General features: G+C 66.3%; 23 protein-coding genes, 1 tRNA gene and 1 pseudogene. 22 read left to right on the forward strand and 3 right to left on the reverse strand.

Going from position 1 to position 25,088, the window contains the following annotated elements:
* The 9 genes and pseudogenes from H6A21_RS08855 to H6A21_RS08900 form a co-directional block, all read left to right on the forward strand.
* Positions 1-476, forward strand: a pseudogene (locus tag H6A21_RS08855) (hypothetical protein); the annotation flags it as partial.
* Complete coding sequence (locus H6A21_RS08860) at positions 476-937, forward strand: TadE/TadG family type IV pilus assembly protein (RefSeq protein WP_204562384.1); 462 nt, start codon at positions 476-478, stop codon at positions 935-937. The pseudogene H6A21_RS08855 and the gene H6A21_RS08860, both read left to right, overlap by 1 nt.
* Positions 938-1,413: 476 nt before the next feature.
* Positions 1,414-1,489, forward strand: a tRNA-Phe gene (locus H6A21_RS08870).
* A 68-nt stretch (positions 1,490-1,557) separates the two neighbouring features.
* The gene (locus H6A21_RS08875) at positions 1,558-2,622 is read left to right on the forward strand and encodes a glycoside hydrolase family 5 protein (RefSeq protein WP_204562386.1); all 1,065 of its coding nucleotides are present in this window, start codon (positions 1,558-1,560) and stop codon (positions 2,620-2,622) included.
* Between the two features lie 4 nt (positions 2,623-2,626).
* Positions 2,627-3,523, forward strand: coding sequence for a 16S rRNA (cytidine(1402)-2'-O)-methyltransferase (gene rsmI / locus H6A21_RS08880; protein ID WP_204562387.1), 897 nt, complete (start codon positions 2,627-2,629; stop codon positions 3,521-3,523).
* 188 nt (positions 3,524-3,711) lie between these two features.
* Positions 3,712-5,313 carry a methionine--tRNA ligase gene (gene metG / locus H6A21_RS08885; protein WP_204562388.1) on the forward strand — a complete coding sequence of 534 codons (1,602 nt, stop codon included), beginning with the start codon at positions 3,712-3,714 and terminating at the stop codon, positions 5,311-5,313.
* 373 nt (positions 5,314-5,686) lie between these two features.
* Positions 5,687-6,442 carry a hypothetical protein gene (locus H6A21_RS08890; RefSeq protein WP_204562389.1) on the forward strand — a complete coding sequence of 252 codons (756 nt, stop codon included), beginning with the start codon at positions 5,687-5,689 and terminating at the stop codon, positions 6,440-6,442.
* Between the two features lie 116 nt (positions 6,443-6,558).
* Positions 6,559-7,419, forward strand: a complete 861-nt coding sequence (gene rsmA, locus H6A21_RS08895) for a 16S rRNA (adenine(1518)-N(6)/adenine(1519)-N(6))-dimethyltransferase RsmA (protein ID WP_204562390.1) — start codon at positions 6,559-6,561, stop codon at positions 7,417-7,419.
* A 62-nt stretch (positions 7,420-7,481) separates the two neighbouring features.
* Positions 7,482-8,531 carry a TatD family hydrolase gene (locus tag H6A21_RS08900; protein WP_239462772.1) on the forward strand — a complete coding sequence of 350 codons (1,050 nt, stop codon included), beginning with the start codon at positions 7,482-7,484 and terminating at the stop codon, positions 8,529-8,531.
* A 122-nt stretch (positions 8,532-8,653) separates the two neighbouring features.
* Here the strand turns inward: H6A21_RS08900 and H6A21_RS08905 are convergent, their stop codons facing one another.
* Positions 8,654-10,084, reverse strand: a complete 1,431-nt coding sequence (locus tag H6A21_RS08905; RefSeq protein ID WP_204562391.1) for a pyridoxal phosphate-dependent decarboxylase family protein — start codon at positions 10,082-10,084, stop codon at positions 8,654-8,656.
* Positions 10,085-10,212: 128 nt separating this feature from the next.
* Between H6A21_RS08905 and H6A21_RS08910 the strand changes: the two genes are divergently transcribed.
* The 6 genes from H6A21_RS08910 (at position 10,213) to H6A21_RS08935 (ending at position 13,590) form a co-directional block, all read left to right on the forward strand.
* Positions 10,213-11,121 carry a LysR family transcriptional regulator gene (locus tag H6A21_RS08910; protein ID WP_204562392.1) on the forward strand — a complete coding sequence of 303 codons (909 nt, stop codon included), beginning with the start codon at positions 10,213-10,215 and terminating at the stop codon, positions 11,119-11,121.
* A 48-nt stretch (positions 11,122-11,169) separates the two neighbouring features.
* Positions 11,170-11,544: a hypothetical protein gene (locus H6A21_RS08915; RefSeq protein WP_204562393.1), complete on the forward strand. Its 375-nt coding sequence runs from the start codon at positions 11,170-11,172 to the stop codon at positions 11,542-11,544.
* A gap of 87 nt (positions 11,545-11,631) precedes the next feature.
* Complete coding sequence (locus H6A21_RS08920; RefSeq protein WP_342636093.1) at positions 11,632-12,090, forward strand: ATP-binding cassette domain-containing protein; 459 nt, start codon at positions 11,632-11,634, stop codon at positions 12,088-12,090.
* Between the two features lie 5 nt (positions 12,091-12,095).
* Positions 12,096-12,635 (forward strand): GNAT family N-acetyltransferase, encoded by a 540-nt coding sequence (locus H6A21_RS08925; protein WP_204562394.1) that lies wholly within the window; start codon positions 12,096-12,098, stop codon positions 12,633-12,635.
* Complete coding sequence (locus tag H6A21_RS08930; RefSeq protein WP_204562395.1) at positions 12,628-12,825, forward strand: PHP domain-containing protein; 198 nt, start codon at positions 12,628-12,630, stop codon at positions 12,823-12,825. Before H6A21_RS08925 ends, H6A21_RS08930 begins: the two co-directional genes overlap by 8 nt.
* A 114-nt stretch (positions 12,826-12,939) precedes the next feature.
* Entirely contained in the window at positions 12,940-13,590 is a 651-nt protein-coding gene (locus tag H6A21_RS08935) for a hypothetical protein (protein ID WP_204562396.1), read from the forward strand.
* Between the two features lie 8 nt (positions 13,591-13,598).
* Here the strand turns inward: H6A21_RS08935 and H6A21_RS08940 are convergent, their stop codons facing one another.
* The gene (locus tag H6A21_RS08940; protein ID WP_204562397.1) at positions 13,599-14,951 is read right to left on the reverse strand and encodes a D-alanyl-D-alanine carboxypeptidase family protein; all 1,353 of its coding nucleotides are present in this window, start codon (positions 14,949-14,951) and stop codon (positions 13,599-13,601) included.
* 284 nt (positions 14,952-15,235) lie between these two features.
* On the opposite strand from H6A21_RS08940, the gene H6A21_RS08945 reads away from it, so the two are divergent.
* From H6A21_RS08945 to htpG, 7 genes are all read left to right on the forward strand, one after another.
* Positions 15,236-15,934 carry a response regulator transcription factor gene (locus H6A21_RS08945; protein ID WP_204562398.1) on the forward strand — a complete coding sequence of 233 codons (699 nt, stop codon included), beginning with the start codon at positions 15,236-15,238 and terminating at the stop codon, positions 15,932-15,934.
* Positions 15,924-17,348, forward strand: a complete 1,425-nt coding sequence (locus H6A21_RS08950) for a sensor histidine kinase (protein WP_239462774.1) — start codon at positions 15,924-15,926, stop codon at positions 17,346-17,348. Before H6A21_RS08945 ends, H6A21_RS08950 begins: the two co-directional genes overlap by 11 nt.
* A gap of 214 nt (positions 17,349-17,562) precedes the next feature.
* The gene (pstB, locus tag H6A21_RS08955) at positions 17,563-18,351 is read left to right on the forward strand and encodes a phosphate ABC transporter ATP-binding protein PstB (protein WP_204562405.1); all 789 of its coding nucleotides are present in this window, start codon (positions 17,563-17,565) and stop codon (positions 18,349-18,351) included.
* A 90-nt stretch (positions 18,352-18,441) separates the two neighbouring features.
* The gene (locus H6A21_RS08960) at positions 18,442-19,122 is read left to right on the forward strand and encodes a response regulator transcription factor (RefSeq protein ID WP_204562400.1); all 681 of its coding nucleotides are present in this window, start codon (positions 18,442-18,444) and stop codon (positions 19,120-19,122) included.
* A 50-nt stretch (positions 19,123-19,172) separates the two neighbouring features.
* Complete coding sequence (locus tag H6A21_RS08965; protein ID WP_239462775.1) at positions 19,173-20,600, forward strand: sensor histidine kinase; 1,428 nt, start codon at positions 19,173-19,175, stop codon at positions 20,598-20,600.
* A 125-nt stretch (positions 20,601-20,725) separates the two neighbouring features.
* On the forward strand, positions 20,726-21,217 hold the full coding sequence (locus H6A21_RS08970; RefSeq protein WP_204562401.1) for a GNAT family N-acetyltransferase: 492 nt from the start codon (positions 20,726-20,728) through the stop codon (positions 21,215-21,217).
* 130 nt (positions 21,218-21,347) lie between these two features.
* A complete protein-coding gene (htpG, locus tag H6A21_RS08975; RefSeq protein WP_204562402.1) occupies positions 21,348-23,381 on the forward strand; it encodes a molecular chaperone HtpG in 2,034 nt (677 codons plus the stop codon).
* Positions 23,382-23,980: 599 nt separating this feature from the next.
* On the opposite strand, the gene vsr is transcribed toward htpG, so the two are convergent.
* On the reverse strand, positions 23,981-24,985 hold the full coding sequence (gene vsr / locus H6A21_RS08980) for a DNA mismatch endonuclease Vsr (protein WP_342636092.1): 1,005 nt from the start codon (positions 24,983-24,985) through the stop codon (positions 23,981-23,983).
* Positions 24,986-25,088 lie beyond the last annotated feature (103 nt).

The raw sequence follows: 25,088 nt of genomic DNA on the forward strand, positions 1-25,088 counted from the left end.
GTGTGGTCGAGTTCCTGGTCGGCAGCGTCATGGATCTCTGGGGCGTGCTGCTCGTGGGGTACGGCAACCTAGCCGATGGGCTGTCGTCGGTCACGAACGGGATACTCTCCGGCATCGACGGGCTGGGGGCGGGCCCCATCGCCCAGAGTCTGGGTGATGCCATAACCGGAGCCGTGGAGACGCTTGGGCTGGAACCGGTCGACATGAGCCTGCACAAACCGGTGCTCACCGACACGTCGAACGTCCTTTCCCATGCGGGGGCCGAGGGGCTTGGGTCCGTCCAGGAGTTGGTCCGCCGCGTGCCGCTGACGTCCACCGATCCCGAGGAGATCCTGAAGGGAATCGGCTACAACATCGGAGAGGTCGTGCACCAGGCGGAGTTCACCATCGCTGAGATTCCCCTGCCGACAGGCGAGTCCATCCCGCTCACGGTGAACGTGGGCGATCTGGCCGGAGCGTTGGGAGGCGGAGGCTGATGCTGGGACGTTTGCTGCGCGAGCGCTCTGCCCAGGCGACCGTGGAGCTGGCGATCGTGGTGCCCGTGATGATCGCGCTCGCGATCATCGTCTACAACCTCATGGTGTTCGCCTCCGCCGTGTCCCGATTCGACCGGGTAGCGCCCGACATCGTCGTCGCGCACGGGGTGGCACCTTCGGGAGAGGGCAAGGTTGACCCGACCGAGGCCATCGCCGGCCAGCTGCGCGAGGCGATGGGCGGCTACGGGGTCGAGGTCGAGGTTGTTTGCGAAGAGGAGGAAGATCCGACTTCGACGATCCTGACGTTCATCGTGAGCCCCAAGACCTACCGGTGCACGATGGTGTATACGCCCTGGCCGACCGGCATCGAGTTCGCGGGCGTACCCGTCGGCGCGCCGCTCGCGCTCAGGCACGTGCGCACGGTTGTGATCGACCCATGGAGGCCGGGGGTGGTGGTATGACGGACGGCTGCGAGACGGCGGCGATCGAGCGCGCGGTGGCGGAGCTCGGTTGGGGCCGGGTGCGCATCGTGGTGGCGCGGAGATTCTGGGAGCGTCTGCTCGGCATGGGCGCCCCGACTGCCCGCCGAGGCAGCGGTCCACCTGTCGTCGTGGCGTTTCCCGCCTGCTGCGCGGTGCACACCTGCTTCATGACGGAGCCGCTCGATATCGCCCATATCGATGCGGAGGGTCGGGTGCTCGCACAGCATCGTGCGGTCGGGGCTTGGCGGTTTGTGCACTGCCGCGGCGCTGCAGCGGTCCTTGAGCGCCGATGTCGGGAATCCTGCGGTGCGGCAGATGCATGGCTGCCTTCAACCTGCGGAAACGCGGCTCGATGCGACGAGGTGCCCGGGCCTCGAAAAAGTTTCCAAGATTCTTCTTGACGCGTATGTCGCATTTGCTAAACTGTACTAGCCGTCGCTTGCGACAGGCCTTGTGGCCAGATAGCTCAGTTGGTAGAGCAGAGGACTGAAAATCCTCGTGTCAGGGGTTCGAATCCCTTTCTGGCCACCATTTTGAATCAGAAGCGCCCGGCGGGACCGTCGGGCGCTTTTTTCATCTGCAGTGCGAGGTGGTTCGGCATGGTAGAGAGAATCCACGGCGTCAACCTTTCCGGATGGTTCATCCCTGAGCCCTGGGTGTCGCCCTCGCTGTTTGCCGCCACGGGCGCATCCAACGAGGTGGAGCTGCAGCAGGCACTCGGCTCGGCTGTGTACAGCGAGCGCCTGCGCCAGCACTACGAGACCTTCATCACCGAGTTCGACTTCAACCGCATGGCGGCGATCGGCTTCAACGCGGTGCGCCTGCCGGTGCCCTGGTACGTGTTCGGCGCCCAGGGCGGCGCAGTTGCCCACATTCCCGCCGTCGACTATGTCGACCGTGCGATGGAGTGGGCGGAGAAGTACCGCATGGCCGTGCTGCTCGACCTGGCGACGGTGCCCGGCGGCCAGGGCGATTCCAACGAGAGCGCGACCACGCCCGAGACGATCGCCGATTGGCACTCGAGCACGAACGGCCGCGCCGTGGCGCTCGAGGTGCTCGACAAGCTCGCCGAGCGCTACGGGAAGCGCCCGGGCCTGCTCGGCATCGAGCTGCTCGACTCGCCGGTCATGAGCGTGCGCCGGGGCCTGTTCAACATGACGCAGGGCATCCCGAGCCACTATCTGCGCAACTACTACCGCGATGCTTACGACCTCGTGCGCGCGCACATGCCCGCAGACAAGCTCGTCGTGTTCTCCGCGTCGGGCCACCCCGAGATGTGGAAGCGCTTCATGAGCGGCGATAAGTACCAAAACGTCTGGATGGACCTGCATCTGTACCACTATCGCGACGACAAGGCGATCGACATCACCTCGCCGCGCGGCATCTCGCAGGCGGTCGAGCGCAACCGCACCCTCATCAAGACGGCGCGCTCCTGCGGGTTCCCGGTGCTGGTGGGCGAGTGGTCCGCCGCCGCGGTGCTCTCGAGCTCGACGGTGACGCCTGAGGGGCGCGACGCGTACGAGCGCGTCTTCATCTCGAGCGAACTCGCGAGCTTCTCCGATGCGTCCGGCTGGTTCTTCCAGACCTGGAAGACCGAGAAGCGCATCCCCGCGTGGGACGCGCGCGTCGCGCTCGCGCCGCTCGAGCGCGCGATGATCGATTAGCGCCATGGGAGGCACCGCGGCATCCGGCCGCCTCTATATCGTGGGCACGCCCATCGGCAACCTCGGCGACCTGTCGCCCCGCGCCGCCGCGGCCTTTCGCGCGGCGGACGCCATCTGCTGCGAGGACACGCGCGTGACCGCGAAGCTTCTGGCGCACCTTGATCTCTCGCGTCCGCTCATCCGCTGCGACGAGAACGTGATCGCCCAGCGTGCGCCCGAGATCGTCGAACGCGTGCTGGCGGGCGAGACCATCGCCTTCGCCTCGGATGCAGGCATGCCGAGCGTATCCGACCCCGGGCAGGTGCTCGTCGACGCGGCGCGCGACGCGGGCGCCGCCGTGGAGGTCATCCCCGGCCCGTCGGCGTGCGTGTGCGCGCTCGTGTCGAGCGGCATCGCGTGCGACCACTTTTTCTTCGAGGGATTTTTGCCACGCAAGCAGGGGGAGCGGGTGCGCCGGCTGCAGGAGCTCGCCTTCGTGCCGGGGGCGCTGCTGTTCTACGAGTCGCCCCACCGGGTGCTCGCCTCGCTCGAGGCGATCGCCGCCGTGTTCCCGAACCGCGCCGTGGCGCTCTGCCGCGAACTCACGAAGCTCCACGAGGAGGTCCTGCGCGGCAGCGCGCCGGATCTGGTAGAGCTTGTGCGCGAGCGCGGCGAGCTGCGCGGCGAGATGGTGCTCGTCGTGGCGCCGCCGGGCGCAGACGAGCGTGCGGGCGCATGCCCGCAGACGGCTGCGGGGCAGGAGGATCCGGGCGAGGCGCTGCGCCGCGATATCGCCTGCGCGCTCGATGACGGCGAGCCCGCCTCTGCGATCGCCAAGCGCCTGTCGCAGCGCTATTCGCGCCGCAAGCGCGAGGTCTACGAGCTCGTCATCTCGATGCAGGAAGACACCGGCCGCGCGTAGCCGCCGCCTTGATGCGCAACCGCACAACCGAGGGGGCCTGCCCCCGCACACCCGGCGCGGCCATGGCGGCATGCGCCCGGTGCGCGGGGGTTCGCGTGCTTTTCGGCCCATGCGGGGTGCGTAGTTGCGCTACCATAACAGACTGATTGTGAATCGACCCGGCATGCCTTAGGGAAAGGTCTTGCGCAATGAGCACTAAACCGTCCTACTACATCACCACGCCCATCTATTACGTGAACGCCGCCCCGCACCTGGGCACGGCGTACTCCACGATCATGGCCGACGTCCAGGCGCGCTTCCGCCGCGCCATGGGCTACGACGTCATGTTCCTCACCGGCATGGACGAGCATGGGCAGAAGGTGGCGGAGGCTGCCGAGAAGCACGGCATGACGCCGCAGGAGTGGTGCGACTCCCAGGCGCCGCTGTTCCACGCGCTGTGGGAGGAGCTCGAGATCTCCAACGACGACTTCATCCGCACCACCGAGGAGCGCCAGAAGCACGCGGTCCAGTACCTGTGGGAGCGCATGAAGGAGGCCGGCTACATCTACAAGGGCAGCTATGACGGCTGGTACTGCGTGCCCGACGAGACCTATTTCACCGAGACCCAGGTGGAGAAGGCCGACGAGGCGCGCGGCACGAAGGGCGAGCACCTGTGCCCCGACTGCGACCGCCCGCTCGAGCGCATCCAGGAGGAGAGCTGGTTCTTCAAGCTCTCCGCCTTCCAGGACCGTCTGCTCAAGCTCTACGACGAGCATCCCGATTTCGTCCAGCCGGCATTCCGCATGAACGAGGTGCGCACGTTCGTCGAGGGCGGCCTGCAGGACCTCTCCGTCTCGCGCAATACGTTCGACTGGGGCATCCCGCTGCCGTTCGACGACGGGCACGTGACCTACGTGTGGTTCGACGCACTGCTGAACTACATGACCGCCGTGGGCTACGGCGTCGATACGCCCGAGGCCCGCGAGCAGTTCGCCTACCGCTGGCCGGCGCAGACCCATATCGTGGGCAAGGACATCATCCGCTTCCACTGCGTGATCTGGCCCGCCATGCTCATGGCCATCGGCGAGGCCCTGCCCGAGCACGTCTTCGCCCACGGCTTCCTCACCGTGCGCAACGAGCAGACCGGCAAGGCCGAGAAGATGTCGAAGTCGCGCGGTAACGCCATCGCCCCGCGCGAGGTCATCGACCTCATGGGCGTCGAGGGCTACCGCTACTACTTCATGACCGACGTGGTACCGGGCTCCGACGGCGCCATCTCCTTCGGGCGCATGCGCCAGGTCTACAACGCCGACTTGGCGAACAGCTGGGGCAACCTCGTGTCGCGCTCGCTCAATATGAGCGCGAAGTACTTCGACGGCTGCGCGCCGGCGAAGCCCGCCGAGGTGGGCGACAACCCGCTGGCGAATATCGCCGAGGGCCTCGTGGAGCGCTACGCCGAGAAGATGGGGGCCTTCGCCTACGGCGACGCGGCCTCTGAGGTCATGGAACTCATCCACGCTGCGAACCACTACATCGAGGATTCCGAGCCCTGGACGCTCGCGAAGGACCCCGCGCGTGCCGACGAGCTCGCGCGCGTGATCTACAACCTGCTCGAGGCCATCCGCATCTCCGCGCACCTGCTCGCGCCGTTCATGCCCACGACGAGCGCCGAAGCGCTGCGCCGCATCTCGTGCGCCGATGAGGCCGAGACCGACGACCTCGCTAGGACGTGCGCGTGGGGCGGCCTTGCCGGCGGCGCGCCGGTGGAGAAGGGCGACGCGCTCTTCCCGCGCCTGGTCGACGAGAAGTAAAGGGCGCGTTGCCGCACGGAGCTCGCTGTTGTGCCGGGGCCGCAGGGTTTTTGACCCTGCGGCCCCGTTTCTTGTCGTGCGGCTGCGGCGGCCGGACCGCCTTTTTCTGCACGGTATCCGACAGGATGGTTTGATGCGGGCATGCTGCTCGTAAGGTGATGTGACCCGTATTCGCATTGCGGTGTCTGTGGGCGCGTGCGCTTCCTATCGTGGGGATGAGGCCGGCTGCTGCCGGTATCCTGCGACATGGAAGGTGGATGGTATGGCTACGGTGTGCTCGAGATGCGGATGTGCGGTTGAGGACGGTCAGGCGTATTGCGCGCGCTGCGGCGCTGCGCAGACGGTCCGGCCAGGGTATGACGAGTGCAGCCAGATGGCACTGGGGACGATGGACGGGCCGGGTTATGACGGTATGCGCTACGCGGTGCCGGACGCCGCTGACATGCCCGCTTACGGCGGCGCTGCGGCCGGTCGCCCGGGATATGACGGCGCCGCGTCCGGTGCGTACGGGGCGGGGTGCGATGCGGCACCCGGGGCATACGGGATGGGCTACGGCGCTAAGCCCGCTGCCTCGGCGCCGCGCTCCGAGCTGCTGGAAAAGATCGACCGTGCGCTCGACGGGGTCTCGGGGCCGCTGCAGCGCATCGCCGACCGTGCGCTCGGCTCGCACCCGGCGGACCCCTCGCCCGACCTGCCGCTCAAGTGGTTCACGTTCAACATCATGTTTCTGCTGTGGGTGGAGGCGGTATTCGGTGCGCTCGGCGGCATCACGACCGTCATGGGACAGCAGTACGGCGGCCTGACCGATTTGTACTACGCGTTTGCGGGACCGGCGCGGGCCCTCGATATCGCCTACGGCCTCGTGCAGGTCGCGCTGGCGGCAGCGACCGTGTACGTGCGCATGGAGCTCGCGCAGTATCGACGCTTCGCCCCGGTGCACTACCTGGCCCTCGTCGTGATCTCCTTTGTGTTCTCGACGGTGTACTCCATCGTGTTGACCTATGGGATCGGTCTTGATCTGGGCGGTTTCATGCTCATCCCGACGCTTATCTCCGCGGCGCTGAACTTCCTGTTCCTCTACCTCAACAAGAAGTACTACGATCGGCGCGCCTACCTGTTCTATCGTTAGCGTGCACGATGCCGGCGCGCACCGGCGCAGATGATGCGCTGGTGGATAATACGGGCGGGGCCGTGCACGGTCCCGCCCGTTTTTTTGTGTTGGAAGACGTCTTGTGCGGAGGATCCATGACCACCTCACCGCTTGCGAGTCCGGGGGCGACACGAGCCCTGCTCGAGGAGTACGGCTTGGCCACGAAGCATCGGCTCGGCCAGAACTTCCTGGTCGACAACCATGTGATCGAGCGGATCATGCAGCTCGCGGAGCTCGATGGGAGCGAGCGCGTGGTCGAGGTGGGACCGGGGATCGGCACGCTCACGCTGGCGCTGCTGCAAAAGGCGGCGCGCGTCGTCTCCATCGAGGCGGACGCGACGCTCGAACCGGTGCTCGAGACCCATGCGCTCATGCACGACAACTTCCGCTTCATCATGGGCGACGCCCTGAAGGTGGCGCCCGTCGACATCGAAGCCGCGGCAGGCGGCGCTCCCACGGTGTTCGTGGCGAACCTGCCCTATAACGTCGCCGCGACCATCATCCTGCAGTACTTCCAGACGATGCCCGCGCTCGAGCGCGCGGTCGTCATGGTTCAAAAGGAAGTCGCTGACCGCATCGCAGCGCATCCGGGAACGAAGGCATATGGCGGCTACACCGCGAAGCTCGGCCTGTATGCGCACGTGACGGGGCGTTTCGAGGTGCCCCCGCGCTGCTTCATGCCCGCGCCCCATGTGGATTCCGCCGTGGTCAGGCTCGAGCGGGTGGCAGGCGGGCTCGACGAGGGCGCCTGCGCGCGAACCGCCCGCGTGATCGACGCCGCATTCGCCCAGCGCCGCAAGACGATCCGCAACTCGATGTCGTCGTCGGGTTTCGACAAGGCGGCGCTCGACGCCGCCTTTGCAGCATGCGGCATCGCGCCGACGACGCGCGCCGAGACGCTCGACGTCGATGCGTTCGTGCGCCTGGCGGCCGAGCTGGGCGATGCGAACGCATGAGGCGCGGGGTCAAGAACCGGTGTGCGGGCAGACGTGTAGGAGATGCGGACAGGGGATAGGCGATGGGTAAGCGACATGGACAATCGGGGCAGATCGCGCTGGTGCGCGAGGGCGCAGGCGAGATTCCCTCGACGGAGCTGCGCCTGAGCCTCGCGTGGATGAAGAAGGGGAAGCTGTTCGGGCTGCCTGCGCTGCCGGTGCCCATCGCCGACACGCATGCGCATCTCATGAGCTTCTGGAAGGTCGACCCGGTCTCGGCGCTTGCGCGTGCGGCGGCATCGGGTGTGGCGCAGCTCACGACCATCTGGGATCCGCTGGCCGATGCGCGCTTCGCTGCGACGGCGCCGGCGTTTCACGACCTGCTTGAGGGGTGGGTCGCCGAGGCCCGCGCGCTGTTCGAGCGCGGGGTGGAGGAGGGCGCGGTCGATGCCGATGCCGCCGCGCCGGAGCTGTTCGATCACATCGGCTATCTGGCGGGTGTGCACCCTTATGGCGCGCCCCGCTACGACGACGCGGTGCACGCCCTGGTCGCCGAGGCACTCGACGACCCGCTGTGCTGGGGTGTCGGCGAGATCGGCCTCGACTACCATTTCGACGCCGATGACGACATCGAGGCGGCGCCGCACGATATCCAGATGCGGGCCATGGCGCGCCAGCTTGCGCTCGCCTGCGAGCGGAACCTGCCGGTCGAGCTGCATCTGCGCCATGAGGATACCGACGAGGCGCGCACGTCGCATGAAGACGCGTATCGCGTGCTGGAGGAGGTCGGGGTGCCCGAGGCGGGCTGCATCTTGCATTGCTTCGGCGAGGACCGCGCGACCGCGGAGCGCTTCGTGGGACTCGGATGCTCCATCGCCTTCGGCGGAGCGGCGACGTTTTCACGCAACGACGAGGTGCGCGAGGCGTTTGCTGCCTGCCCGCTCGACCGGGTCCTGTTCGAGACCGACTGCCCCTACATGGCGCCCGAGCCCATTCGCGGTCTGGAGTGCGAGCCGGCGATGATCTGTCAGACGGCGACCCTGCTTGCCGCGGACCGCGCCGAGCGCACCGGGGAGCGCGTCGAGGACATCCTGCGCGCCGCCTGGGACGCCTCGCGCCGCCTGTTCGGCTAGCACGCGCTGCATGAAGCGAGCCGTGCCCGGGTCCGTCTGCGGGCGCACAGACGCCGGCGCGCGAAGTGCCCGGCGCCGCCGCGCCTTAGGGGCGCGGCGGTACGGTTCGAGCGCAGGGGTCACTATGCCCGCCGCGTTTCGAGAGCCTCGGCATACAGGGCGTTCAGGCGCTGGACGGTACCGCGCATGTCCTCCTCTTTGGCCTCGGGATGGATGGCGCAGACGCGCAGGACCTTCTTGCCGGCAAGCTCGGTGGTGAACACGCCGGCGTAGCCGCTCTCGAGCATGCGGCGCGAGATGTCGAGGTTGAGCTCATCGAGCTCGTCCTCGGCGAGGCCCGCCGGCGCGTAGCGGAAGTTCACCATGGCCATCTGCGCGGGCGAGACGATTTCAATATCGGGGTTCTTGCGGCATTCGTCCTCAACCCAGCGCGCGAGCGTGAAGCCGTGCTCGACGGCTTCCGCCAGACCTGCCGAGCCCATCGCCTGCAGCGTGAACCAGAGTTTGAGGCCGCGCGCGGGACGCGTGAGCTCCGGGCCGAGGTCCCAGGGGTTCACAAGATCCGTGCGGTCCTGCAGGTCCTTCAGGTACTCGGGGTGCGTGCTGTAGGTGTTGAGCAGGTTTGCGCGGTCGCGCACGAGCACCATGCCGCACGAATAGGTCTGGAAGAGCCACTTATGGGCATCCCACGACAGCGAGTCGGCCAGCTCGACGCCGTCGAGCATGTCGCGGTAGCGGGTGATGAGCACGCTTGCGCCGAACGCGCCGTCCACATGCATCCACAGGTGGTTCTCGGCGCACACGCGGGCGATCTCGCGCAGCGGGTCGACCGAGCCGGTGTTCGTGCTGCCCGCGGTGCCCACGACGGCGAACGGGATGAGGCCCGCGGCGCGGTCGGCCTCGATGGCGTCCTCGAGGGTGTCGATATCCATACGCCAGGCATCGTCGCAGGACACGGCATGCACATGCTCGCGCGGGATGCCGATGATGTGCAGACCCTTGGCGACCGAGCTGTGCGTCTGCTCGGACACGTACGCCACGCCGCGGTCCCACGCGTCCTCGGGCAGCATGGCGTCGCGCGCGGCGGCGAGCGCGGTCAGGTTCGCCATGGAGCCGCCCGACACGAACAGGCCGCCGGCGGTATCGGCCGGGAACCCCGCCTGGTCGGCGCACCAGGCGAGCAAGACGTCTTCGGCAGCCAGGCCCGCCGGGTAGTTGGCGAAGCTGCCGGCATGGCGGTTGTAGCCCGCGGCGATGATGTCGCCCAGCCACGAGATGGCCGAGGTGGGGCCGGGGACGAAGCCGAGGAAGCGGGCGTGGTCGGCGTTGTAGCCGTAGCCGATGACCTCGTGCTCCATCTCGGCGACGACGTCGTCGAGCGCGCGACCGTGCTCGGGGATGCCCTGTGCGCGGATCGCCTCGAGCGTGCTTTCGGGAGCCTCCACGGCAACCGGTCCCTCAGACAGATGGCGGTTGCGCGCGAACAGCTCGCACACGAAGCGCACGGCGGCGAGCTCGACATCCGGTTCGGTGGCCATTCCCTTGGCATACATAGCGGGGTCTCCTCTCTGGTCGGTTCGTTGCTGGGGATATGCTCGCATCCGCTTAACCATCTGTAAAATTCATAGTTCTGATAAAGTATTCACAATTACTAATACCGTGAGGTGGAAGCAGGTACGCAATGGAGTTGCGTCAGATCGAGACATTTCTTGCGGTTGCGGAGCTCGGGAGCTTTTCGCGGGCGGCCGAGCGGCTTGGCTACTCACAGTCGGCAATCACCATGCAGATCAAGCAGCTCGAGCGCGAGCTGGGCGTGCGCCTGTTCGATCGCCTGCCGCGCGGGGCGCAGCTCACCGACCGCGGCCGCGCGTTTGCCTTCCACGCGCAGGAGCTTGACTCGTGCTGTGCGCGGGCGGCGGCGTCGGTGCGCGTGGAGGATGGCGCCGACGCGGAGATGGTGGGGACGGTGCGCATCGGCAGCGTGGAGTCCATCTCCACCGCCATCCTGCCCGACCTGCTGGTGGCGTTTCACGACCGGTATCCGGCGGTCGAGCTCGTGGTGAGGACGGAGCGCATCGAGCGCCTGATCGCCGAGACGCTCGACAACCGGCTCGACCTGTTCGTGACGATGGACCGATCCGTGAGCGTACGTGGCCTTACGCGCACGCTGCTTGCCGAGGAGGACATCGTGTTCGCCTGCGCGCCCGCGCTCGCCGAGACGCTCGGCGCGCTCACCATGGACCGCCTGGCGGAGATCCCCCTCGTGCTGACGGAGCACGGCGAGAGCTACCGGCTTGAACTCGAGCGGCAGCTCGCCGAGCGGGATCGGCAGCTGCACCCCATCGTGGAGACGGGCAACACCGAGACGCTCGTGCACCTGGCGGAGCGCGGCGTGGGCGTGACGTTCTTGCCGCGCCTCTCCGTGGCCTCATCGCTGGCACGCGGCGAGCTCGTGGAGTGCGCGGTTGCCGGCATGCAGCGCGTGCATATGGCCAGCCAGCTGTTCTATCACCGCGAGAAGCTGCTCACGCCTGCCATCGCGGCCTTCGTCGAGCTGCTGGAAGAGCAGTTTGGGAACACCGCGGGCTGAGCCGGTGTGGGACAATACGGGGGTTACGAGGTATCCCGGGAGGGCGCGATGAGCAAGAAGACGAATATCGACAAGATCCGCGAGGCCAAGGAGCTCGAGCGCGCGAAGGCGCGCCCGCGGTCGGTGGATAACGACATCCTCTTCTCGCTGTCCACGGCAAAGGCCATGATGGGGGCGCTCGCCGCGGGTATCGTATGCTACGTGCTCTCGTTCATCGGCGAGGCGGCGGGTATCGACGCGCTTGCCACATACGGCCGCATCGCCAGCTACGCGCTGCTGGCATGCACGTTCTTCTTGCTGGTCATCGCGCGCGTGCAGGCGAAAAAGCTCACGCAGGAGCGCCGGGCGGCGGAAGCGAAGGTCGTGCCGGCGGAGGGCGCGAAGAAGAAGCGTAAGCGCGGCGGCAAGAAGCGCCGTTCGTAGCGAACGCTCAGACAATCACCGCACGTATGGATGCCCGCCACCTGTGCCACTCGGCGCAGGTGGCGGGTTTTTCGCTGCTTGCGCCCCGTGCATAAGCGCCGCGTCATCTACCTGCGCAATTACGAGATCGGCTACATCTCGCAGTTCCTCGATGTGGTGCCGCGCACCACGGCGCGCGATATCGTGCGCGCAAGCGCCGCCGAGGTCTACGATGATCCGGCGGTGATCGAGAGCGAGACGGTTCGCATGCTCGAGCACTTCGATTTCCCGCGCGAGCTGTGGGACCTCTACCCGAATACGTTTTCCGGCGGCGAGAAGCTGCGCCTGAACATCGCTCGCGCCATGGTGCGCCGCCCGCGTCTGCTTCTGCTTGACGAGCCCACGGCGAGCTTGGACAATGCGAGCAAGGTCAAGGTGCGCGACCTGATCGAGCAGCTCAAGGCGGCGGGCACGACGATGCTCGGGATTTTCCACGACCTCGAGTTCATGGAGGGTGTCTGCGACCGCGAGTACAACATGCAAGCGGGCGGATTCGTGTGCGAGTAGGCGATATGGAGCGGTATGAGGTGAGGCTGGCGGACGGGCGCACCTGCTGCGTGCGGCCGGCGCGCGACGACGATGCCCGCCGCGTCTTCGAGCTGATCGGCGATATGGAGGGGCGGCGGTTTGCACCCGGGCCGGCCCTTGAGCGCTGGTCGGCACAGCGTCGCGATGACCGCTATGCCTGCTTGGTGGCGTGCGCGGACGACGAGGTGATCGGTGTCGTCAACGTGCGCTGCGAGGAGCAGCTCCACCATGTGCGACCGGTCGCCGAGATCATGGAGCTTGCTGTCGACGGCGCCTGGCGCGGCCTCGGCGCGGGCAGCGGGCTGTTCGGCGCCGCGTGCCGGCTTGCCCGCCAGCGCGGCTGCGAGCTGATCGAGGTTCACTCGAAGACCGAACGGGCGCGCGCCCATAGGTTCTATAGGCGGCAGGGTATGGCCAGGACGCACGTGCACCTGACGCTGCCCCTTGATCGGGCGGATGCGGAGATGCCCGCCGGCGGCACGGCGATGGCGGGCGCGGACGGAGAGGACGGGAATCATGGCTGATTCGGCACCCGAGGAGAGGCACTCGGTGCGCGGGGCGTTCGACCTGCACACCCATTCGGTGTTCTCCGATGGCTCCTGCAGCGTAGGCGAGTTGATCGGACAGGCGAAGGACGCCGGCCTTGCGGGGATGGCCGTGTGCGACCACGACAGCCTCTCGCAGCTCGCCTCAGTGCGCGCCTGCGCGCGCTAGTTCGGGTTTCCCGTTCTGGCGGGCGTCGAGATATCCGCCGCGTGCGCGGCGACCGGCCGCAAGGTGCACATCCTGGGGTTCGGGCTCGAGGCCACTCCGAACGGGGACGGCCCCGTGGAGCGCCTGGTCGCGGCAACGCTCAAGGCGCGCAGCGCCAACACGCTTTGGCAGGCGTGGCGTGTGGTACGCGCGATGGGAGACGATACCGGAGAGGTAGCGAGCCGACTTGCCGCCTGCGACGTGAGCGATGCGGAGGCGGTCGATCCCGCGTTCTCGGTCGACGCGGTCGTGCACATCGCCGCGGCGAGCGCGGGCGTCTACAAGCAGCATGTGATGGAAGCGCTCGTGCATCTGCCGTATCTGGATGAGGTCTACCAGCGCGTCTACCGGAGCCTGTTCAAAGGGCAGGGCATCTGCGCGAGCGATATCTCCTATCCCGAGGCGACCGATGCCGTGCGCGCCATTCGCGAGCAGGGTGGCGTCCCGGTGCTCGCGCACCCCGGCCAGATGGACTCCTGGTCTGTCATTCCCGATCTGGTCGCAGCGGGTCTCAAGGGCATCGAGGCCTTCCACCCCGACCACGATGCGGAGTCTGAGGCGCGTGCGCTCAGGGCGGCGCGGGAGCATGGGCTCATCGTGACCGGCGGAAGCGACTACCACGGCCGCTTCGGGGCGCCGGAGTGCGTGGGCCTGCGGTGCGTGGGGCCGGCGGAGGCGGGCGCGGGGCTGCAGGAGCTGTTCGAGCGCGAGCCCGTCCTGCGCTGAGTTGCCCGTTACGCGGCGTCGAGGTCGGTCGGCACCGGCGCCTCGGCGTAGATGACGGGCTCGGCCGCGGTGGGCTCGCCGGTCACGAGGCGCACGAGGCGGTCGAGCTGGACCAGAAGCCAGCTGATGGGGTCGGGCGCCGAGGCGTTCTCGGCGCTCACGAGCTCCGCCCGGGCTAGTTCGGTGCCGTTTTGCGTAAGGGTGAGCGTGCCCGCCTGCTCGCCCTCGCTCACCGTGCCGGAAAGCGTCTTGAGCTCGACGTTCTGTTCGATGGGGCCGGCCAGGCTGAAGGTGGTCACGGTCTGCGCGGGGTCGGCCGCGACGACGTCGATGGTCTTGTCGGTCCAGCTCGCATACGTCGCCTCGGCCGCGAGCGGCGTACCCTCGGCGGTGGTCGCGGTCGTGTTCACCACCGGGAAGGTGACGACGTGGTCGTAGTACCAGTTCGCGAGCGTGAGGGTGTCCGCGAAGCGCTGCTCGTCGCCGTCGACGCCGAGGACGACCGTGTAGATCTCGCCGCCCGGCTCGCGCGAGAAGGCGCCCACGAAGCACTGGAGCGCTTCATAGGTGCCGCCGGTCTTGCCGCCGATGTTGCCCTCCGTGCCCAGGATCGTGTTGCGCTCGGTCATGGTGATCGAGCGCTCGCTGCCGTCGGCCGACGTCACGGTGATGACGTTGTCGGTGCTCGCCGTGAGCTCGCGGAACGTCTCGTTTTTCATAGCGTAGGCGAACATGGTGGCGACGTCGCGCGCCGAGGAGTGCATGTCGCCCTCCCAGCCGTCGAAGTCGAGGCCGTGCGGGTTCGTGAAGTTGCTGCCCATGCCGAGCTCGGCCGCCTTGTCGTTCATCGCCTGGATGAACGTCGCGTACGGGTCGGTGCTCGCGGGGTCGATCATCTTGCCGACCGTGGTCGCGATGGCCATGCCGGCATCGTTGCCCGAGGGGATGAGCAGGGCGCGCAGCGCCTCCTCCATGGTCAGGGTGTCGCCCTCGCGCAGGTTGGCCGAAGACTGGCCCACGGTGGCGGCAGCGTGGTCGACGACGACGGTGTCGTCGAGGCTCGCGTGCTCGAGCGCGACGATCGCGGTCATGACCTTCGTGATGGAGGCGATCTTCACCTGCGCGTCGGCATCGCGCTCGTAGTAGACAGTGCCGTCGGCGCCCACGACGATGGCGTTGCGCGCGGTGATGTCGGGACGGTCGGCGGCGGGGTCCTGGCGCTCCGCCTCGGCGACCCCCAGGATGATATCGGTGTCGGGCTGGTCGGCGCGGGCGGGCGCCGGTGCCACCATGAGGCTGATGGCGACGGTGATGCTCAGGAGCGCCGCTGCGGTGCGGCGCGCGATGCGGGGTGCGTTCATGCTGCGGTTCGCTTTCTGGTGCGAGTGTGTGCGTATAGGCAGCGCGTGCGCCCGCGGAGGGAGCATGCAGCTGCGTGTTCGACCAGTATACATACGCGTGTGGACAAGCTGTGTCGCGGCGCCTGACCGGCCTGCATCTCTACAATCCGGCGAAGCGCTCGCACCGGGTTGCTGCTTGTCGCCGCACCCCTCATCTTAAGGTTCCCTAAAAACAGCCTCGGTGCTGGTGCGCCGCCCCTTCCCGTTGGTCATAATGGACGTGATACGGGAAGGAGCCGCTCCGGATGGATACACATATCCTCGTCGTGGATGACGAGAAGGCCATTACCGACCTCGTGGGCATCTACCTGCGCAACGAGGGATTTACCGTCACGCTTGCCTACACGGGCGCCGAGGCCGCGAAGGCCATCCTCGAGCAGGAGTTCGACCTCGCGGTGCTCGACATCATGCTGCCCGATATCGACGGGTTCGAGCTTCTGCGCACCATCCGTGCCGACCATACCTATCCGGTCATCATGCTCACGGCGCGCGGGTCGCAAAATGACAAGATCGAGGGTCTGTCGCTCGGCGCGGACGACTACGTGGTCAAGCCGTTTCGCCCGCTCGAGCTCGTGGCGCGCTGCAAGGCGCAGCTGCGCCGCTACATGCGCTACGGCAGCCGCGCTCCGGAGGAGGACTCCTCGCAGCTGACGGTCGATGGCCTGGTGATCAACCGCGACGCCCGGACCGTGACGGTCGACGAGCGCCCCGTGCGCTGCACGCCGCTCGAGTACTCGATTTTGCTCTACCTGGTGGAGAACCGCGGCCGCGTCGTGTCGGTCGAGGAGCTGTTCCGTGCGGTGTGGGGCGAGGAGTTCATGGCGAGCTCTTCGAACACCGTGATGGTCCATATCAGGCATCTGCGTGAGAAGATTGGCGACGATGCCTCCAATCCGCGGTTCATCAAGAATATCTGGGGGGTCGGCTACACCATTGAAGCGTGACCAGAAGCGGACGAAGCGCACCGAGCACGCGCCGGTGAATCCGGTAACGGGCCTGCCCAACGTTGCCGGGGCACCCGCGCAAGACGTCGTGTCGCACCGTATGACGCCCGCCGGCGCGGCGTCGACGGTGCCGCCTGATGTGTCTGAACCTGTTGCGCAGACGGGGGAGCAGCTGCCCGATTTCGACAGGGACGTCGAGCAGGCGCATGAGTCCACCTTCGCCTCCGCCTACGACTTTCTGCTCTCGGTGCTCGAGAATCGCGTCCTGTCGCTGATCGTGCTCGGCGTGCTCGACGCCGTGGTCGTGGGTATCGAGAACCTCATCCTGTTCGCGCTCGCGTTCGTGGTGGGCTACATCCTGATCGACCGCTTCGCGAACGCGCGCCGCGTCGTGGTGCTGGGCGGCGTGCCCTGGCTGTCGATCCTGCTGATCGGCTTTTTCGTGTCGCGCGAGACCGGCCCCGTCATGTTCGGCCTCGATTACCTCTTCATGTTCTGCGGCTTTCTGGCGGCGGTCTCGGTCTGCGGCGTCTTCTTCGTGGGCCATGCGTTCTACGATTTCGGCTACGAGCGCGGCGGCGTGGATGCCGACCGGACGATCGCCGCGCACATGCGCGAGCGTCTGATCGAGCACCCGGATGACTGGGGGACCGTCGACGGCGACTTCCCTGAGGTGGAGAGCGCGATGATGCGCGTGCGCGAGCGCCAACGCGCCGCCGAGCAGGCGCTGCGCGACGAGTCGGGACGCAAAGACGACCTGGTCACCTATCTCGCGCACGACCTCAAGACGCCGCTCGCGAGCGTGGTCGGATACCTGTCGCTGCTCCACGAGGCGCCCGATCTGCCCGAGGAGCAGCGCGTGCGCTTCACCGGCGTGGCGCTCGACAAGGCGCACCGGCTCGATGTGCTCATCGAGGAGTTCTTCGACATCACGCGCTTCGACTTCCACGACATCGTGCTCACGCGCGGCTATGTGGATTTGAACCTCATGCTCGCGCAGGTGGTCGACGAGTTCTACCCGACGCTCACCGAGCAGAACAAGCACGCCGAGATCGACGTGCCGCAGGGGCTCGTGGTGCTGGTGGACGGCGACAAGATGGCGCGCGTGTTCAACAACGTGATGAAAAACGCCATTGCCTACAGCTACGAGGGCTCGACGATTCGCATCGAGGCGGAAGCGCAGGACGGTTCGGTCATCATCCGGTTCGAGAACCGCGGCGACCCGATTCCCGCGCCGAAGCTCAAGGTGATCTTCGAGAAGTTCTACCGTCTCGACGCGGCGCGCGCGACGAACCGTGGCGGTGCCGGTCTGGGCCTTGCCATCGCGAAGGAGATCGTGGTGGCGCACGGCGGCTCGATCTCGTGCACCTCCACGCCCGAACATACGGTCTTCACCATCACGCTGCCGGAATAGGGTGTCCCCGATGGGGACACCGCTCCTGCGTGACTTTACAGTTCCCTGACAATTCGCTTTCAGCCGCATAAAACGGGCGACCTATCGTGTGATGAGCTATGAACAGCTCATCTGAGGAGGTAGCGGGTTGAACGATAGGGAACAGCAGCGCTCGGCGGCGGACGCATCCGCCGCCGCGATTGCCCAGGCGGCCCAGCAGGCCCACAATCGCGAGATGGGGACTATGGATGACGGGAAGGCTCCGTCAGCGGATCAGATTCGCATGTCGGTCGAGCATCTCGATCTGTACTACGGCGATCACCATGCCCTGAAGGATGTCTCCATCGACATTCCCGATCGTCAGATCACCTCGTTCATCGGACCGTCCGGCTGCGGCAAGTCGACGCTTCTGCGCTGCCTGAACCGCATGAACGACATGGTGAAGGACTGCCGTATCGAGGGCAAGATCACGCTCGACGGCGAGGACATCTACCAGGACTACAACGTCACCCGCCTGCGCCAGCAGGTCGGCATGGTGTTCCAGCGCCCGAACCCGTTCCCCATGAGCATCTTCGACAACGTGGCGTACGGCCCACGCGGCCTCGGTATCAAAAACCATGCCGAGCTCGAGGAGATCGTGGAGGAGTCGCTCACCGGCGCCGGCCTGTGGGACGAGGTCAAAGACAAGCTCAAGCAGTCCGGACTCGGCCTTTCCGGCGGCCAGCAGCAGCGCCTGTGCATCGCCCGCGCCATCGCGGTGAAGCCGCAGGTCCTGCTTATGGACGAGCCCACGAGCGCACTCGACCCCATCTCCACGGTCATGGTCGAGCAGCTCGCCTGCGAGCTCAAGAAGGACTACACGCTCGTGGTGGTCACCCACAACATGCAGCAGGCTTCGCGCATCTCGGATTCCGTGGCGTTCTTCCTGCTCGGCGAGCTCGTGGAGCATGCGCCCACCGGCGAGCTGTTCCGCGCCCCGAAGGATTCCCGCACGGCCGACTACCTCACGGGGCGCTTCGGCTGATACCGTAGGGGACGCCGCGCGGGGCGAATCCGCGCGCGGAGCGCGGCGGTGTATGATTATGGACAGAAACGCGGATAAGCGGGGTAGAGCATGATTTACTACGTTGAGGACGATGACAACATCAGGGGCCTGACGCTGTATGCGCTGCGTCAGCAGGGCATCGAGGCGGAAGGGTTCTCGTGCGACAGCGAGTTCAAGGCCGCCGTCGCCCGGTGCGTCCCCGATGCGGTCCTGCTCGACATCATGCTGCCCGACACCGACGGGCTGGAGATCATGCGCCGCCTGCGCGCCATGCCCGAGACGGCCACCGTGCCCATCATGATGCTGACGGCGAAGGATACCGAGCTCGATAAGGTCGTCGCTCTCGACGGCGGTGCCGACGACTATCTCACCAAGCCGTTCTCGCTTATGGAGCTTACGAGCCGCTGCCGCGCCCTGCTGCGCCGGGGCGGCATGTCCAAGCAGGTGAGCGACGTGCTGTCGGCCAACGGCATCGTCCTGTCGCCGAGCCATCGCCGCGTGACGGTCGACGGCGAGGAGGTCAAGCTGACCCTGCGCGAGTTCGACTTGCTCGAGTACCTCATGCGCAAGCCGGGTATCGTGTTCTCCCGCGAGGCGCTGCTCCAGAGCGTGTGGGGCTGGGATTTCGACGGCGGATCGCGTACCGTCGACGTGCATGTGCAGACCCTGCGCCAAAAGCTCGGCGAGCACTCCACGTGCATAGAAACCGTTCGCGGCGTGGGCTACCGCTTCGCGGGGCCCGAAGGCTAGCGCCCCCCTCTTCGCGCGTCCTGTTCGCCCGCGTCTCTCTGTGATTTGCTATGAACGTTACCCATCGCTCGCTTTCCCGTCGCGTCTTCGCCACCGTGTTCACGGTGGCGATGGTCGTCGTGGCGGTGTTTTCCCTGGCGGGAACCGCCTATGTGCAGAATCGTCTGGTCGCGCTTGCCCATGAGGAGCTCGACAGCCAGGTCGACGTGGTCGCGGCGGCGCTCAACAGCATGCCGGATGACAAGATCATCCTGCGGAACCTCCCGCTGCGAAACACCCGCATCACCCTGATCGATACCGACGGCACCGTGCTCTACGATACGGAGGCCGACCCGGCCGATATGCCGAACCACGCCGATCGCCCCGAGGTCATCCGGGCCTTCGAGGAGGGGCGCGGCAACTCAGAGCGCTCGAGTTCTACGCTGGGCGAGGTTATGCTCTACGAGGCGATACGCCTCGATAACGGCACGGTGGTGCGCCTGGCTCAGGAGCAGGCGGGCTTTCTGTCCATCCTATCCAGCATGATTTTGCCGCTGCTGGGCCTGGTCGCGCTCGGCGCGCTGGTATCGGTTATCGCCGCACGCGTCGAGTCGCGCGCCATCATCGCGCCGCTGCGCGCGGTCGACCTCGACCATCCCATTCGCAATGTGGAGAACGCCTACGCGGAGATGATTCCCATGCTCGAGCGCATCGAAACCCAGCGCCAGGAGCTCAAGCGCCAGATGCGGGTGCTCGCGGACAACGACCGCATGCGTCGCGAGTTCACGGCGAATATCACCCATGAGCTGAAGACGCCGCTGACGGCCATCTCGGGATATGCTGAGCTTATCGCGAGCGGCATGGTCGCCGACGAGGCGGACCAGCGCGATTTCGCCCGTCGTATCCACAAAGAGGCGGGGCGCCTGACGGCGCTTGTGAACGACATCCTGACGCTGTCGAGCTTGGATGAGGCCGAGCGCGGCGATGCGGAGGTCACGAACAGCGTGCTCGGCTCGCGCGAGCCGGTCGATCTGCCGCGTATGCTCGATACGGTCTACCACCGTTTGGAGACCGTGGCCGATGTGTCCGGCATCACGCTCGCCGTCAAATCGGAACCCGCCATCGTCTTCGGCGTGCCGCGCCTGCTCGACGAGCTCGTCTACAACCTGGCGAGCAATGCCATCCGCTACAACAAGCCGAACGGGTCGGTGACGATGCGCTGCGGCGTCGAGGACGGCAAGCCGTTCGTGAGCGTCGAGGATACGGGTATCGGTATCGCCCCCGAGGAGCAGGATAAGGTGTTCGAGCGCTTCTACCGCGTCGATAAGAGCCGCTCGAAGGCGCGCGGCGGCACGGGCCTTGGTCTTGCCATCGTGAAGCACGCGGCGATGTTCCATGATGCGACGATCGAGGTCGACAGCGCGCTCGGCGAGGGTACGAAGGTCATCGTGAGATTCCCGGCAGAATCGATGCTGATGGAAGGTATCGTCCAGCAGTAGGCCTTTATAGGGTGTCTCCATCGGGGACGGGGTAGTTCGGTGCCATCCTGCGCCCGACCGGGCGCAGGATGGCACCGAACTACCCCGTCCCCGATGGAGACATCGATCTTGACAGGAGTTGGCATATGGGTGCTGAGATTCGCATCGGTGCACGCGATGACGCCTTCGAGGTGCGCCGTCGCGTGTTCATGGACGAACAGGGCTACGAAAACGAATTCGACGCGATCGATGATGATGACCGCTGCCTGCACATATGTGGCTACGAGAGCGGCGAGGTGGTCGGTTGCGCGCGCATCTTCCCCGAGACGCTCGAGCGGACGCTGGGCGGGGAGGGCGTGTCCGCGCCTGCGTGCGCCCTTGATGACGGGGTCGATCCGGATGCCATCTATCTGCTCGGTCGCGTAGCGGTGCTCCCCGCGTATCGCCGGCGTGGTTTCGCAGGCGATCTGGTGCGCGCGAGCGAGGAGGCGGCGCGGGGCGCGGGCGCTCGGGTATGCAAGCTGCATGCGCAAAGGTATGTGACCGGCCTCTACACCCAGCTCGGGTACGAGCCCATCTCCGACGTCGACTATGAGGACGAGGGCCAGCCGCATCAGTGGATGGCGAAGCTCCTGTAGCGGGCTGGCGCGGTGTCTCCATCGGGGACGGGGTAGTTGCGTTGTTTCCCTTTCTTTGAATATATGCGCGCCTTGTGGTTATAAAATCTAAGTCTAAACGTAATAGGTTTTATAACCGGAAGGGACGTATATGCGTGAGTTCAAGACAGAGAGCAAAAAGCTTCTCGACCTCATGATCAATTCCATCTACACGAACAAGGAGATCTTCCTGCGCGAGCTGATCTCCAATGCGTCGGACGCCGTCGACAAGCTCAACTTCCTGAGCCTCTCGGATGAAAGCGTCAAGCTCGAGGGCGAGGATCTGGGCATCCGCATCGCGTTCGACAAGGACGCCCGCACCCTGACCGTCTCGGACAATGGCATCGGCATGTCCGCCGAGGAGCTTGAGCGCAACCTCGGCACCATCGCGCATTCGGGCTCCCAGGAGTTCAAGGCGGAAAACGCCGAGAGCCAGGGTGACGCCGTGGACATCATCGGCCAGTTCGGCGTGGGCTTCTACTCCGCCTTCATGGTGGCCAAGCACGTGCGCGTCGTGAGCCGTGCCTTTGGGTCCGATGACGCGAACGTGTGGGAGTCCGACGGTCTCGAGGGCTACACCATCGAGCCGGGCGAGCGCGCGAGCCACGGCACCGACATCATCCTCACCATCCGCGACAACGAGCCCGGCCGCGACGGCGAGCCCGGCGAGGACTACGATCGCTACCTGTCCGAGTGGGGGCTCAAGGACCTCATCCGCCGCTACAGCAACTACGTGCGCTATCCCATCCAGATGATGGTCACCAAGAGCCGTCAGAAGCCCAAGCCCGAGGACGCCGGCGACGACTACCAGCCGGAGTACGAGGAGTACCAGGAGCTCGAGACGATCAACTCCATGACGCCGATCTGGAAGAAGAACAGCGCCGATGTCGAGCAGTCCGACTACAACGAGTTCTACAAGTCGACGTTCCACGATTTCGAGGACCCGGCGCGCACCATCAGCTTCCATGCCGAGGGCGCCCTGGAGTACGATGCGCTGCTGTTCGTACCCGGCCGCGCGCCGTTCGACCTCTACAGCCGCGACTACGAGAAGGGGCTTGCGCTCTACAGCTCCAACGTCTTGATCATGGAGAAGTGCGCCGACCTGCTGCCCGACTACTATAACTTCGTCCGCGGTGTGGTCGACTCCGCCGACGTCTCGCTCAACATCTCCCGCGAGACGCTGCAGCATGACCGCCAGCTGCGGGCGATCGCCCGCCGCGTGGAGAAGAAGATCACGGCGGATCTTGAGGACATGCGCGACAACTACCGCGAGGCGTACGAGAAGTTCTTTGAGAACTTCGGCCGCGGCCTCAAGTACGGTATCTACTCGAGCTATGGCATGAAGGCCGACGAGCTCGCCGACCTGCTGCTGTTCTGGAGCGCACGCGAGAAGAAGATGGTGACGCTCGTCGAGTACGCGAAGGCCATGCCGGCGGATCAGAAGGCTATCTACTACGCTGCAGGCGACGACCGCGACCGCCTGTCCAAGATGCCGGTCGTGACCGGCGTGCTCGCGCGCGGCTACGACGTGCTGCTGCTCACCCAGGATGTGGACGAGTTTACGTTCCAGGCCATGCGCGAGTACGTGGCGCGCGACATGCCGAAGGTCTACGAGGACGACGCTGCGCGCGAGGCTGCCGAGAAGGCTCAGGCCGACGGTGCGGAGCCGGAGCTCGAGGACCGTCATCTGGAGCTCAAGAACGTGGCGACCGGCGACCTTGACCTTGCCACCGAGGACGAGAAGAAGGACGCCGAGGAGGCCACGAAGGAGAACGCCGATCTGTTCGCCGCGATGAAGGAGGCGCTGGGCGACAAGGTCGAGAAGGTCGCCGTGTCGGCGCGTCTCGTCGCCGAGGGCGATTCGCCCGCTTGCATCACGACCGAGGGCCCGCTGTCGCTCGAGATGGAGAAAGTGCTCCAGCGCGGCCCCGAGGGCGATGCGGAGGGTATGCCGAAAAGCCAGCGCGTGCTCGAGCTCAACGCGAAGCACCCGGTGTTCGCGAAGCTCGCTGCCGCGCAGAAGGACGGCGATGCCGACAAGGTGAAGCTCTACGCCGGCCTGCTGTACGACCAGGCGCTGCTCGTGGAGGGTATCCTGCCCGAGGATCCCGTGGCGTTCGCGGCGAGCGTCTGCGAGCTGATGTAGGAGACTGTCCGGCGGTCCCGCTCGTTCGCGCCCGATGATGCCCAGAGGGCCCGAGGCCCCGTCCCATCGATGATGGAGCGGGGCCTCGGGCCTATCTGTACCAAATGGGAGGGATACCGGAATCTACGAGCAGGCCAAAGTGTAGCGCGGCGCCTGGTCGTTGAGGGCATCGAGCAGGCGATCGAACGAATCCTGCAGGTTGTCGTGCTGATTTGCCGAACGGTACGCTGGGTGTTGCTGCTCAGCCGTTGAAGGGGCGGCGGCGTCGAGGAGGCCGGTGGTCTGAATTGGGGGGAAGGAACCGGTTGCATGTTGGGATGGCTGTGCTCGTAGCCATGTGCGAGCTGCATGTTGGGAAGGATACATGCTCGGCCTCCTCGCTCGTCCGCCAAAAGGGGCACATCCTTCTGCTGCGTTTGATGGGGGATGTGCTTGAGGACAGTATGCCCCGATGTGCGCTCCATCATCGCTTAAGCCATTCTTACGAGTGTTTGGCGGTCGTGTGATTGCGCAGGTAGAGCGGGAGATCGGCTGCATTTTGAGACGGGATATACCCCGTTTTCGAACACTTTATTGTGATAAAGATGTGAGCGTGGCCGCTACGGGCGGGCCGTGCGCGCGGTCGGGGCGGCGCGGCGCACCTGGTCGATCACGCGCGCCATCGTCTCGTCGATACGGTCGCGCTTGAGCTCGCACTCCCAGATGGTGATGGTCTGCCATCCCATCTGCTCGAGCTCGGCGATCGCCTTCGCGTCGCGCTCCACGTTGCGGTGGAACTTCGCCTCCCAGAACTCGGTATTGCGCTTCGGCGTGCTGGGGTGGCAGTGCGGGCAGCGGTGCCAGAAGCATCCGTTGACGAAGATTGCGATCTTGCGCCCGGGGAAGGCGATGTCAGGCCGCCCGGGCGCCTTGTTCCACTGCAGGCGGTAACCGGTGAGCCCTGCTTGCCGCAGGCGCTGGCGCACGAGCATCTCGGGCTTGGTGTTGGCGCGCTTGTTGCCCTGCATGGACTTGCGAATCGCCGCGCGCCTGCGCACAAGCTCGGTTTCCGCCGCATCGAGGCCGGTCGTGTCGAGCGTATCGATGAGGCGGCGCGCTCGCTTTGAGGAGCGCTTGCGCGCGCGGCATTTCGGCTTGTCGGCAGCGGCGTCGGACTCGGCCTCGGGTGTGGGGCTGCCCGCCTTCGCGGCACCGCCATCGCCTTCGGCGAGAGCGGCGACCAGCCCGCGGTCGGCCGGCATCCATTCGAGCGTGGCGAGCGAGCGGCGCTCGATCCAGCGCAGTGAGAGCTGCCGGTCGCTCCGTTGGGGCTCGGCGTTTCCCGCTTCGTCGTCGATGCGGCAGAAGAAACAGTCCATCGAGAGATGGAAATCCTCGTAGTCATATTCGACGGTGTAGAAGTCGCGTAGGTCGCATACGCGGACTTGGAGCTCCTCGGCGAGTTCGCGCACGCAGGCCTCCTCGGCGGTCTCGCCGCGCTCGACCTTGCCGCCGGGGAACTCCCAGAGGCCCTTCATGTCGCCATAGCCGCGCTGGACCGCAAGAACTTCCTGCTCGTTGCCGGTACGGCGGATGATGCCCGCGGCAACGTGAACCGTTTTCACCTGCGTGCGCTCCTTTCGGGATCGATTGTCGCCCATGATTATACGGTCTGCTTGTCCTCATCGGGGACGGGGTGGTTTGGTGCCGCTGCGGCGCGCTCGCGCC

This window comes from Collinsella tanakaei (assembly GCF_016902615.1).
Lineage (GTDB): Bacteria > Actinomycetota > Coriobacteriia > Coriobacteriales > Coriobacteriaceae > Collinsella > Collinsella tanakaei_A.

What these genes read in the sequence shown, in the direction of transcription:
- H6A21_RS08860 (WP_204562384.1), top strand. Translation starts at nt 476, where the DNA reads ATGCTGGGACGTTTGCTGCGCGAGCGCTCTGCCCAGGCGACCGTGGAG.
- H6A21_RS08875 (WP_204562386.1), top strand. Translation starts at nt 1,558, where the DNA reads ATGGTAGAGAGAATCCACGGCGTCAACCTTTCCGGATGGTTCATCCCT.
- rsmI (WP_204562387.1), top strand. Translation starts at nt 2,627, where the DNA reads ATGGGAGGCACCGCGGCATCCGGCCGCCTCTATATCGTGGGCACGCCC.
- metG (WP_204562388.1), top strand. Translation starts at nt 3,712, where the DNA reads ATGAGCACTAAACCGTCCTACTACATCACCACGCCCATCTATTACGTG.
- H6A21_RS08890 (WP_204562389.1), top strand. Translation starts at nt 5,687, where the DNA reads ATGGCACTGGGGACGATGGACGGGCCGGGTTATGACGGTATGCGCTAC.
- rsmA (WP_204562390.1), top strand. Translation starts at nt 6,559, where the DNA reads ATGACCACCTCACCGCTTGCGAGTCCGGGGGCGACACGAGCCCTGCTC.
- H6A21_RS08900 (WP_239462772.1), top strand. Translation starts at nt 7,482, where the DNA reads ATGGGTAAGCGACATGGACAATCGGGGCAGATCGCGCTGGTGCGCGAG.
- H6A21_RS08905 (WP_204562391.1), bottom strand. Translation starts at nt 10,084, where the DNA reads ATGTATGCCAAGGGAATGGCCACCGAACCGGATGTCGAGCTCGCCGCC.
- H6A21_RS08910 (WP_204562392.1), top strand. Translation starts at nt 10,213, where the DNA reads ATGGAGTTGCGTCAGATCGAGACATTTCTTGCGGTTGCGGAGCTCGGG.
- H6A21_RS08915 (WP_204562393.1), top strand. Translation starts at nt 11,170, where the DNA reads ATGAGCAAGAAGACGAATATCGACAAGATCCGCGAGGCCAAGGAGCTC.
- H6A21_RS08925 (WP_204562394.1), top strand. Translation starts at nt 12,096, where the DNA reads ATGGAGCGGTATGAGGTGAGGCTGGCGGACGGGCGCACCTGCTGCGTG.
- H6A21_RS08930 (WP_204562395.1), top strand. Translation starts at nt 12,628, where the DNA reads ATGGCTGATTCGGCACCCGAGGAGAGGCACTCGGTGCGCGGGGCGTTC.
- H6A21_RS08940 (WP_204562397.1), bottom strand. Translation starts at nt 14,951, where the DNA reads ATGAACGCACCCCGCATCGCGCGCCGCACCGCAGCGGCGCTCCTGAGC.
- H6A21_RS08945 (WP_204562398.1), top strand. Translation starts at nt 15,236, where the DNA reads ATGGATACACATATCCTCGTCGTGGATGACGAGAAGGCCATTACCGAC.
- pstB (WP_204562405.1), top strand. Translation starts at nt 17,563, where the DNA reads ATGGGGACTATGGATGACGGGAAGGCTCCGTCAGCGGATCAGATTCGC.
- H6A21_RS08960 (WP_204562400.1), top strand. Translation starts at nt 18,442, where the DNA reads ATGATTTACTACGTTGAGGACGATGACAACATCAGGGGCCTGACGCTG.
- H6A21_RS08965 (WP_239462775.1), top strand. Translation starts at nt 19,173, where the DNA reads ATGAACGTTACCCATCGCTCGCTTTCCCGTCGCGTCTTCGCCACCGTG.
- H6A21_RS08970 (WP_204562401.1), top strand. Translation starts at nt 20,726, where the DNA reads ATGGGTGCTGAGATTCGCATCGGTGCACGCGATGACGCCTTCGAGGTG.
- htpG (WP_204562402.1), top strand. Translation starts at nt 21,348, where the DNA reads ATGCGTGAGTTCAAGACAGAGAGCAAAAAGCTTCTCGACCTCATGATC.